At 62.5% G+C, this 10,290-nt stretch carries 8 protein-coding genes and 3 pseudogenes; 7 read left to right on the top strand and 4 right to left on the bottom strand.

The genetic code is table 11. The annotated features are described in order from the left end of the window. Nucleotides 1–33: 33 nt before the first annotated feature. Both xth and EOA85_RS17550 read right to left on the bottom strand, forming a co-directional pair. Entirely contained in the window at nucleotides 34–810 is a 777-nt protein-coding gene (gene xth, locus EOA85_RS17555) for an exodeoxyribonuclease III (RefSeq protein WP_127210560.1), read from the bottom strand. A gap of 18 nt (nucleotides 811–828) precedes the next feature. Continuing rightward, nucleotides 829–1,011, bottom strand: a complete 183-nt coding sequence (locus EOA85_RS17550) for a DUF3606 domain-containing protein (protein WP_127210559.1) — start codon at nucleotides 1,009–1,011, stop codon at nucleotides 829–831. 282 nt (nucleotides 1,012–1,293) lie between these two features. On the opposite strand from EOA85_RS17550, the gene ligD (EOA85_RS17545) reads away from it, so the two are divergent. Together ligD (EOA85_RS17545) and ligD (EOA85_RS37520) are read left to right on the top strand one after the other, a co-directional pair. Beyond that, nucleotides 1,294–2,409: a non-homologous end-joining DNA ligase gene (gene ligD / locus EOA85_RS17545; RefSeq protein WP_245485837.1), complete on the top strand. Its 1,116-nt coding sequence runs from the start codon at nucleotides 1,294–1,296 to the stop codon at nucleotides 2,407–2,409. Beyond that, nucleotides 2,330–3,067: a non-homologous end-joining DNA ligase gene (gene ligD / locus EOA85_RS37520; protein ID WP_164759718.1), complete on the top strand. Its 738-nt coding sequence runs from the start codon at nucleotides 2,330–2,332 to the stop codon at nucleotides 3,065–3,067. Before ligD (EOA85_RS17545) ends, ligD (EOA85_RS37520) begins: the two co-directional genes overlap by 80 nt. A gap of 12 nt (nucleotides 3,068–3,079) precedes the next feature. On the opposite strand, the gene dinB is transcribed toward ligD (EOA85_RS37520), so the two are convergent. Continuing rightward, nucleotides 3,080–4,120, bottom strand: coding sequence for a DNA polymerase IV (gene dinB / locus EOA85_RS17540; protein WP_127210561.1), 1,041 nt, complete (start codon nucleotides 4,118–4,120; stop codon nucleotides 3,080–3,082). Nucleotides 4,121–4,421: 301 nt separating this feature from the next. Between dinB and EOA85_RS17535 the strand changes: the two are divergent. The 5 genes and pseudogenes from EOA85_RS17535 to EOA85_RS17515 all read left to right on the top strand — a co-directional run. Beyond that, nucleotides 4,422–5,148, top strand: a pseudogene (locus tag EOA85_RS17535) (ImuA family protein); the annotation flags it as partial. Continuing rightward, on the top strand, nucleotides 5,063–6,583 hold the full coding sequence (locus EOA85_RS17530) for a DNA polymerase Y family protein (RefSeq protein ID WP_127210558.1): 1,521 nt from the start codon (nucleotides 5,063–5,065) through the stop codon (nucleotides 6,581–6,583). The pseudogene EOA85_RS17535 and the gene EOA85_RS17530, both read left to right, overlap by 86 nt. Then, the gene (locus tag EOA85_RS17525; RefSeq protein WP_245485836.1) at nucleotides 6,580–8,424 is read left to right on the top strand and encodes a PHP domain-containing protein; all 1,845 of its coding nucleotides are present in this window, start codon (nucleotides 6,580–6,582) and stop codon (nucleotides 8,422–8,424) included. Before EOA85_RS17530 ends, EOA85_RS17525 begins: the two co-directional genes overlap by 4 nt. Nucleotides 8,425–8,789: 365 nt before the next feature. Then, on the top strand, nucleotides 8,790–9,173 hold the full coding sequence (locus EOA85_RS39885) for a cold-shock protein (RefSeq protein WP_348627912.1): 384 nt from the start codon (nucleotides 8,790–8,792) through the stop codon (nucleotides 9,171–9,173). A gap of 370 nt (nucleotides 9,174–9,543) precedes the next feature. Then, nucleotides 9,544–9,663 (top strand): annotated as a pseudogene (locus EOA85_RS17515) (transposase domain-containing protein); the annotation flags it as partial. 18 nt (nucleotides 9,664–9,681) lie between these two features. Here the strand turns inward: EOA85_RS17515 and EOA85_RS37515 are convergent. Continuing rightward, nucleotides 9,682–10,290: pseudogene (locus EOA85_RS37515) on the bottom strand (hypothetical protein); the annotation flags it as partial.

Here is a 10,290-nt window from a genome sequence, read left to right as displayed (position 1 = left end):
GCTTAATCCCTCTTCGCGGGTATTCGTCGATGCTCAATCGAGATCGATCCATGCCGGTGCATGATCGCTCGGCTTCTCCCACCCTCGCGTCTCAACATCCACCCCGGCATTGCGGAGGCGGGGCGACAACGAGGGACTGACAAGCAGATGGTCCATTCGCAAGCCAGAACTCCTGTCGTAGCCGCCGCCGAAGGAGAAATTCCAATAGGTGTAGACGCCCTTCTCCGGATGGATGCGCCGGACCGCATCGATCCACCCATCCTCAAGCATCCCGGCATAGGCTTGCCGGCTTTCGGGGAAGTAAACCGCATCCCCAAGCCATCGTCGCGGCGCGACCGCATCAATTGGAGTCGGAACGACATTGTAGTCTCCGCACAGCACAGTCGGCGCGCCCGCTTTGAGCAGGTCTTGGCCGTAGCTGATCAGTCGGTCGAACCAGCGCAGCTTATAGTCGAACTTGGGACCAGGTGCTGGATTACCATTTGGCAGGTAAAGGCAGCCGACGACGAGCCCGTCCACGCCGGCCTCGATGTAGCGGCTGTGGCTATCATCTGGATCGCCTGGCAGACCGCGCCGGCGTTCGACCGGGTCCGTCCCGCGAGATAAAATGGCCACTCCGTTGTAGGATTTCTGGCCATGCCAGATCGCGCCGTATCCTGCCTCGCGAATGGCCTCGGCCGGAAACTTCTCATCGGACGTTTTCAGTTCCTGGAGGCAGACGATGTCGTACGTGGTCGCCGTGAGCCACTTGAGGAGCACGGGCAGCCGGCCATTGACGCCGTTCACATTGAAGGTGGCGATGCGGACCATCTGCCCTGCGGCCGCGGCTCACTTCTTGCCGAGCTTGTCCTCAACCTTCTTGCGACTGTTGCCGACCGATTTCACGGCCGACTTGACGTCCGCCTTGCTGGCGCCAGTCTTGCCCGCCTCGTACTTCACTTCGTGATCCTGCCCACCAGCGACCTTCGCGCGGTCCTGGCTGCGCCCGCGAGTTGTTTGAGTCTTAGCCATTTCTTCCTCCAAGGATTGCGTTTCAATTTCCCAACAACGCGGCCGGACTCTTCCGGTTCAATTCATCGGCGCGCAGTGTGGAACTGAAACCCAGGGCAGAGTATTGAATCGTACTATGTATTCGGGCTCTCCATGTCGGCCGTAGAGGCTGGCCTCCCCAAAAAGCGCGCACGGCGCAGGGACTCAGAATCTACCCCGAAATACCCCCTACCGCAGTTTCGTCCGTTCCAACTCTGCACGCTGACCGACGACATACCGGTCGGTGCCAATTGGCTCTTCGAAATGAAGTTCGACGGCTATCGCGCCCAGGTCGCCATCTCGGAATCTGAAGTCGTCGTCTACACGCGCAACGGCCACGACTGGACCCGCCAGTTCAAGGTGATCCTGCCGCCACTTCAGGCGCTCACCAAGGGCTCAGCTCTGATCGACGGCGAGATCGTGGCGATTGACAGCAAGGGCCGCACCAACTTCTCGATGCTGAAGACCGGCATCGCCGCGGGCATGCCACTCAAGTTCTATGCCTTCGACCTGCTGGAATTGAACGGCGAGGATCTGTCCAGCCGGCCCCTGCTCGAGCGCAAGGAACGGCTTGCGGAACTGCTGGGCGAGAGGGACCCTGACGACAGCCTGCAGTTTTCCAGCCATATCGCCGACAACGGCAAGAAGATCTTCGACACCATGTGCGCCGGCGGCCACGAGGGTATCATCGCCAAGCGCGCGGACAGTCGCTATGTCGGCGACCGCACCGCCAGTTGGCTCAAGATCAAGTGCACGAAACGACAGGAATTCGTGGTCGGTGGCTACCGCCCAAGCGACACCGGCCGTGGCATGGCCTCGCTGATCCTAGGCACTTACGAAAACGGCAAGCTGATCTACCGCGGCCGCGTCGGCACCGGGTTCACCGAGGCGATGCGCAAATCCATACTCGCGCAGTTGGAGAAGCGGCCTCTGGATAAGCCCGCCTTCGCATCCGTGCCGCGCGACATCGCGCGCCGCGCCAGGTGGGTGAATCCCGAACTCGTCGCCGAAGTCACCTATTCCGAGGTGACACCGGACGGCAGCCTGCGTCACCCGAGCTTCCAAGGTATGCGCGAAGACAAGCGCGCCGACCAGGTGGTGATGGAAACGCCCAAGACCGTCGCATCCGCCGCCACGGCCAATCTGGATCCCGCTATGGGCAAGGAGATCGCCCGCGCGGTTGGCGTGACCCTGACCCATCCCGACAAGCTGATGTATCCCGGCACTGCGGTGACAAAGGCAACGCTCGCCGCCTACTACGCCGCGGTCGCCGCATATCCAGGATCGGCCGCTATCGCTGGTGCGCGACACCAACGGCGACCTGCAGCAGACCTTTTTTCAGAAGCACAAGCTGCCTGGCATGCCCAAGGCCATCCATGACGGCCAGTTGGAGAAGATGTCCGGCAAGGAGAGCCGCATCCTGTGGGTCGATGACCTGGCGGGCCTCATCGCCGGCGTCCAGATGAACGTGCTTGAATTCCACGTCTGGGGAAGCCTTCGCCAGCAGCCAGACTTGCCGCACAGGATAATCTTCGACATCGACCCCGACGAGGCCCTGGGCTTTGGTGACGTCAAGCAGGCCGCGCTGGACATCCGCGGCGTTCTCGAGGCACTCGGCCTCCAATCCTGGCCGCTGTTATCAGGTGGCAAGGGCGTCCACGTGGTCGTGCCACTCGTTCCCGAGGCTGACTGGGAAATGGTCAAGGGCTTCTGCCAGGACTTCGCCGAACTGCTGGCCCGCACCGATCCGTCCCGCTTCGTCGCGAATATGAGCAAGGCGAGACGCAAGGGTCGCATGTTCATCGACTATCTGCGCAACGGACAGGGCGCCACGGCAATTTGCCCGTGGTCGACACGCGCGCGGTCCGGTGCGTCGTGCGCCGTACCCGTCACTTGGGATGAGCTGCCGACATTCAAGAGTGCCAGCGCATTTGACGTTTTCACTGCCGCCGCCCGGGCTCAGGAGTCGGACGCGTGGAAGGGCTATTTCGATGTCGAACAAACGCTGACAGAGCGGATCCGAAAAGCAGTCCGATAACTGCAGCCAGTCCTAGATCGTGAGCGACATCTGCCTATCGGCCTCGGTTCGCGTTCCGTTTAGATTTGAAAGTGTCACCCCGAGCAGGCGGATCCCCTTGCTGACAGGAAATACCTGATCGAGAAGGGTGCCGCTGACGGTCGCTAGGTCGGCTTCGCCCTCGATGACGCCTCCGATCGTGCGGCTGCGCGTGATCTGCTGGAAGTCGGCGAATTTCACCTTCAATGTCACCGTGCGACCCTGTATCGATCTTTCCTCGCAATAGCGCCACACCTTACCGACCAATGGCGCCAGCTCCTTGCGAGCACTTTCGAGGTCAAACAAATCGCTCGCAAAGGTGTCTTCGGCCCCCACGGACTTGCGCTCGCGGTCGGCCCGCACTGCGCGTTCGTCGATGCCCCGGGCGATCCAGTAATAGTACGGTCCCGCCTTCCCGAACTTCTCCTCCAGGAACGCCAGGCTCTGTGCGCGCAGGTCGGCGCCGGTTTCGATGCCCAGCCGAGCCATTTTGTCAGCAGTCGCCGGGCCAACACCATGAAATTTCCGTACGGGCAAGGCCTCGACAAAGGCGGGACCCTGCTTCGGGGTGATGACGAACAGCCCATCGGGCTTGTTCTGGCCGGAGGCGAGCTTGGCCAGGAATTTGTTGTAGCTGACGCCGGCCGAAGCAGTCAGCCCGGTTTCGGCCTTGATCTTGGCCCGGATCATTTCCGCGATCGTCGTGGCGACCGGGATGCCCTGCAGATTGTCGGTGACGTCGAGATAGGCCTCGTCGAGCGAGAGCGGTTCGATGAGTGGCGTGTGCTCGGCAAAGATCGCGTGGATCTGCTGGGAGACGGCGCGATAGGCGTCAAAGCGCGGCGGCACGAAGATGAGCTCGGGGCATTTGCGCTTCGCCGTGATCGAGGGCATGGCGGATCGGACCCCGAACTTTCTGGCCTCGTAGCTCGCAGCGGCTACCACACCGCGCGCGGCCGAGCCGCCGACCGCCACAGGCTTGCCGCGCAGGTCGGGATTGTCGCGCTGTTCGACCGAGGCGAAGAAGGCATCCATGTCGACATGGATGATCTTGCGAAGGATGGCCGTGCCTTCCCGCGGCGCATCAACTTGTTGGTCCCTGTCGCTTCGCTCGCCCACTTCGCCGTCCCTGCATCACCTGCGGCATATCAAGATAGACCACACCTCGATCAGGGGGAGTCTGGGATCAACTCTCGGAGCGGCGCAACGAGTCCGATTGACTCTCGGACACCGAAGAGAACAAATAAGGAACATATCAGCCCCGAAATCCATTGGGAAGACAGTTTGAGAGTGTTTCGTTCATGGGTCAGCCGGCCGCCAGCCCTGCTATCGCGCGCTTCGCGAGCGAGTCGCGCGCCTCGAAGGCGGGCCGGCGCGCAACCGTGCGACGCTTCCCTTCGGCGTTCCCAGGATCGACAAGGTCTTGCCGGGAGGCGGGCTGGCGCCTCGGGGCGCTGCACGACGTTGCCGGGGGCCGCAACGGGGCGATCGATGGCGCCGCGGCGGCGCTCTTTGCCGCCGGGATTGCTGCGCGCGCCAAAGGGAAGGTGCTCTGGTGCGTCACCCGGCAGGATCTCTTCGCCCCTGCCCTCGCCCAGGCTGGGCTGTTGCCGGGCCGTGTCGTCTATGTCGAGGCGGGCGACGAAGCTTCCGTGCTCGCCTGCTTCGAAGAAGGGCTTCGCCATGGCGGTCTAGGCGCCGTCGTTGCCGAACTGGCACGCCTCTCGATGACCGCCTCCCGCCGACTGCAACTCGCCGCCGAAGCCTCCGGCGCCATCGGCATCGCCATCCGCCGTTGGCGACGACAAACCGAAGCGACCGATTTTGGACAACCAACCGCCGCGGTCACCCGCTGGCGGGTCACCGCGCTCCCCTCCCGTCCCTTGCCGGTCTCCGGTATCGGCCGCGCTCGCTGGCAGCTCGAGCTGATCCGGGTGCGGGCGGGAGAAAGCGCCGATTTTGAAGTGGAAGCCTGCGATGACAAGGGTCGTCTCGCTCTATTTTCCGGCCTGGCCGACCGATCGCCTTCGGCGCGCGATGGGCCGGTCCGCGCCATCGGCTGAAATCCCGATCGTCATGCTCGGCCGGCAGGGAAACCGGCGGCTCGTGCTGGCCGCCGATGCGGCGGCACACACGGCCGGCCTGCGCATAGGCATGCCGGCGAGCAAGGCCCAGGTGCTGGTGCCCAACCTGCAGAGCTTCGACCTGGATTCAGCCGCCGATGCCGCGGCCCTCGATAGAATGGCGCTCTGGTCACTGCGCTATGCCCCGATCGTTGCCGCCGATCCGCCCGATGGTCTCATCATCGACACCACAGGCGCCGACCATCTGCATGGCGGGGAGGAGACGATGCTCGAGGGACTGGTCTCGCGCATGGCGGCCTCCGGTATCGAGGCGCGCGCCGCTGTCGCGGACACGTGGGGCGCCGCTCATGCCTGCGCGCGCTTCCTCGCCCGGCCGACCTTCGTCGCGCCATTGGGGCAAGCCCCGGCGATTATGCGCGCCCTTCCGATCGGTGCCCTGCGGCTTCCCCACGATATCGTCGAAGGCCTGCTCACGCTCGGCTTCGAGCGGATGGGCGAAGTCGAGGCGGCTCCGCGCGCCTCTCTCACCCTTCGCTTCGGGCCTGAACTCGGCCGTCGCCTGGACCAGGCGATGGGGCGGCGCAGCGAACCTTTCGAGCCCGCCCGCTCTCCCGAACTCATCGAGGTTCGCCGGGCCTTCGGCGAGCCGATCGGCGCCGCCGAGACCATAGCCCGCTATACCGGCAAGCTCGTCGCAACCCTCTGTGAGGCGCTTGAGGCCAAGGGGCTCGGCGCCCGCCGGTTGGACCTGCTGCTTCACCGCGTCGACAACCGCATCGAAGCCATTCGCGTTGGCACCGCAGTGCCAGTGCGCGATGTCAAACGGCTGACCCGCCTCCTGACCGACCGCATCGAAACTGTCGATCCCGGTTTCGGCATCGAGGTGATGACCCTGGCCGCGACGCTCGCCGAACCTTTCGGAGCCAAGCAGATCATCTCCTCATTGGTCGAGGAGCCGGAGCCCGACATCACCGATCTCATCGACGTGCTCGCCAACCGTATTGGCGAGCAGCGGCTCTACCGCTTTGCCCCGGTCGAGAGTGACGTGCCCGAACGCTCGGTCCGCCGCATCGCGCCGAATGCGCCGGACGACGGGACGAGTTGGCCTGGTGACTGGCCTCGCCCGCCGCGTCTGCTGACCCACCCCGAACCCATCGAGACAATGGCCCTGCTGCCCGACCATCCGCCGGTCTGGTTCAGTTGGCGCGGCATCCGGCGTCGCGTTACCCGCGCCGATGGTCCCGAACGCGTGTTTGGCGAATGGTGGCACCGCGATGCCGAACTGATCGCGGTGCGCGACTATTTCCAGGTGGAAGACGAGTCCGGCGAGCGCTTCTGGATCTACCGCGCCGGCGACGGCGAGGATCCCGAGACCGGTTCCCACAAATGGTTCCTGCATGGGGTCTTCGCATGAGCGGACCGCACTATGCCGAATTGCAGGTAACCAGCCACTTCTCGTTCCTTCGGGGAGCAAGCTCTTGCGACGACCTGTTCGCGCAGGCAGCCGCGCGCGGCATTGAAGCCCTTGCCATCGTCGATCGCAACTCTCTGGCCGGCATCGTCCGCGCCCACCAGGCAGCCAAGGACGCCGGCGTCAGGCTCATCGTCGGCTGCCGCGTCGATCTCGTCGACGGCATGTCGATGCTCGTCTATCCCACCGACCGGGCCGCCTATTCCCGGCTGTGCCGGCTGCTGACCTTGGGCAAGAAACGCGGTGGCAAGGCGCAATGCCATCTCGAATGGAGCGACCTGGCTGACTATGCCGAGGGCCTGATCGCCGTTCTCGTTCCCGATCGCGCCGATGACACCTGCGCCCTGCAGCTGCGCCGACTGCGGGAGACCTTCAGCGATCGCGCCTATCTGGCGCTGACCTTGCGCCGTCGGCCCAATGACCAGGTCCGGCTCCATGAACTGTCCAACCTCGCCACACAAATGCGGGTGCCGACCGTGGTGACCAACGACGTTCTGTTCCACGAGCCCGGCCGGCGCATCCTCCAGGACGTGGTGACCGCCATTCGCCACAACATCACCATCGACGAACTGGGGTTCCGGCGCGAGCGCCATGCCGACCGTTATCTGAAGCCCCCCGAGGAAATGGCACGCCTGTTTTCACGCTACCCGGAAGCGCTCGAGCGCACAGTCGAAATTGCGCGCCAGTGCCGCTTCTCCCTCGACGAACTCGCCTACCAGTATCCCGAAGAGAAGATGCTGCCCGGGCTTACGGCGCAGCAGGCGCTCGCACAACTCACCTGGGAAGGCGCGGAGCGGCGCTATCCCGAAGGCGTGCCTGACAAGGTCGTGGCGCTCATCAAGCACGAACTGCGCCTGATCGAAATCCTGCAGTACGCGCCATACTTCCTGACCGTGAATGCCATCGTGCAGTTCGTGCGCAGCAAGGACATCCTGTGCCAAGGCCGAGGCTCGGCCGCCAATTCCGCCGTCTGCTATGTGCTGGGCATCACCAGCATCGATCCCGAGCGCAACAATCTCCTCTTCGAGCGCTTCGTCTCGCAGGAGCGCAAGGAACCCCCGGATATCGATGTCGACTTCGAGCATGAGCGGCGCGAAATCGTCATGCAGTGGGTCTATGAGACCTATGGCCGCGATCACAGCGCGCTTTGCTCGACAGTCGTGCGCTATCACACCAAGGGCGCTGTCCGCGATATCGGCAAGGCCCTCGGCCTCCCCGAGGACGTCACCAAGTTGCTCTCGTCCCAGGTCTGGGGCCACGGCGAAGGCATCGACGAGACGCGCGCTCGAGAGCTCAATTTCAACATGGCCGATCGCAGGCTGCGGCTGACGCTTGAGCTGGCGCAGCAGCTCGAGGGCACGCCCCGGCACCTGTCGCAGCATCCAGGCGGCTTCGTTCTCACCAATGACCGGCTCGATGACCTAGTGCCGATCGAGCCGGCCCGCATGGTCGACCGCCAGGTCATCGAGTGGGACAAGGACGATATCGACATCCTCAAATTCATGAAGGTCGACGTCCTGGCGCTCGGCATGCTCACCTGCATGAAGCGCAGCTTCGACCTCTTGGCCGAGCACAAGGGAATGACCCTCGACCTGGCCACGATCCCGGCCGAGGATCCGGCGACCTACGCCATGATCCGCAAGGCCGACACGATCGGGGTCTTCCAGATCGAGAGCCGCGCCCAGATGTCGATGCTGCCACGCATCAAACCGCGCACCTTCTACGATCTCGTCGTTGAGGTCGCCATCGTCCGGCCCGGACCGATCCTGTCGCTTGGCACTTAAACGTAAGAATGCGGCAGTTTGTGCGGGCGGTGGCACTTAACTTAAGAATCTCAGCGCGTCGGTTCTCAAATAAGATGCAAAAGCGTGAACCACACACACCCCGACGCCGACACACTATGGCATTGAAATCGTAGGGAAGTTATCGGCCTCTTTCTAAGGCAAATCCCTTGATCTAGCACACAGAAATACAGAAAATATCCTGCCAGCTCGTTCTCGATTTAACTGCAAAAAATCGCGACGGACGGCTAAGTCACGGAAATCATTGACACGGGATTCTCATAATTAACTGCCAAGCGACAAATGCCAGCAAGGGTTTTGGCTTCGTCAAACTGTCGAACGGCACGGAAGCTTATCTGCACATCCGAGTGTTGGAAGTTGCCGGAAGCCGCGCTGTTTCCGAGGGGGCACGTCTCAAGGTTGCGGTTGAAGAAAGTCCAAGAGGTCATCAGGTCGTGCAAGTGCTGGAGATCAGCGACCAGATCGCGAAAACGCCGGCAGATACGCGCAGCGCTGGAGAGTCCACCGCTGATACGGGTGCGCAGCTGAAGAGCCAGGGCACGGTCAAATGGTACAATCCCGAAAAAGGCTTCGGCTTCATTGCACCCGATAACAGTGAGAAGGACGTTTTCGTTCATGCTAACGCGTTGAACCGCTCAGGGCTCAGCGTGCTGGTGGAGGGACAGAAAGTGTTTGTCGAATGCGGGCAGGGCAAGAAAGGCCTGGAAGTTCGGAGCATTCGCCTCGCCTAGAGACTAGAAGCCAATACGTCGGCCAAGGGCCAAATTGCCGCTCATACAAAGAAAAAGCCCACTGCCGGGAGGAGGTGGCAGTGGGCTCGATTTGAAATGCAGCGCGGAGGAGGTGCACCGCATTCAGCGCCGGCATCGCATCTGGGAGGAGTAGATGGCCGACAACAGGATCATATCGATCGCCGCAGATATTGCAATGCACAAATTTCGTCTTCACCGAAGACGGCATCGACAACCTTCGGCATATCGTCGACGAGCGCAGGGCTGCGGGTCACGCACCGCCGAAACCTAGCGCAGAAAACCGTCGCCCGAAATCATAGTTACCGCGGCCCTGGCCGAATGGTTACGCATAGTTCGGCGGTCGGCATAAACCGCCAAGATGAACTAGGTCGATCCGCACGCCTGGCTCACCCAGACCCTCGAGCGTATCGCCAATGGCTGGCCAAACAGCGACATCGAGGCGCTCATGCCGTGGAAATACCAGCGCTAAACGGCATCAGCTACGCGCTTACCAAACGGCAGGCGAGGTTCGCCGATAATCCACGTCGCTCGATCGCAGCGCAGTTCGAAATCCTTGCAGCATGATCATCGGCGCGAAAGCGTGCCGTTGTGACCAAAAGCACGATTTGCGACAGAACCCAATAGCATCGTGGATGTTATCTGCGGCGCGCCCGTCTTGCTGGGCTGAGCTCGCCGCTGCCTGAAGGGATGGATGACGAAGGCCTCGAGCTGCTGCTCTTTCCGGCGCCCTGATGACACTGCCGTAGAGGTTGTCGTCGTTGCTGACGATCGCCTGAAGGAGCTCAGGATATTCTCCAAGCTTTTTCGCGACGCGGTTGATGGTGGAAACGTAGGTGATCGTAGCCATCAGGCGGCCTCGGCTATCAAAGCAAAACCACAGCGGTAACAATTGGCCGGTCACCTCGATCTGGTCGGCGAGTTGCGTCAAGGCGAATCGCGCGGCGCGGGGCCGCGCAGTGCACATGGTTTTCCCGTCGTTCAAGCAAGGCCCGCAAAAAAAGTCTTCGATGGCACGTTCAGCATCGCCGAAATCTGCGAGCGCGATGGCGCACCCCACCAGTCGCACAAATTGAGATAGCCGAGATCGCTTGCGCTG

Origin of the sequence: Mesorhizobium sp. M5C.F.Ca.IN.020.29.1.1 (assembly GCF_003997375.1) — a bacterium.
Taxonomy (GTDB): domain Bacteria; phylum Pseudomonadota; class Alphaproteobacteria; order Rhizobiales; family Rhizobiaceae; genus Mesorhizobium; species Mesorhizobium wenxiniae.
This window is presented reverse-complemented; position numbering and strand designations above follow the sequence as displayed.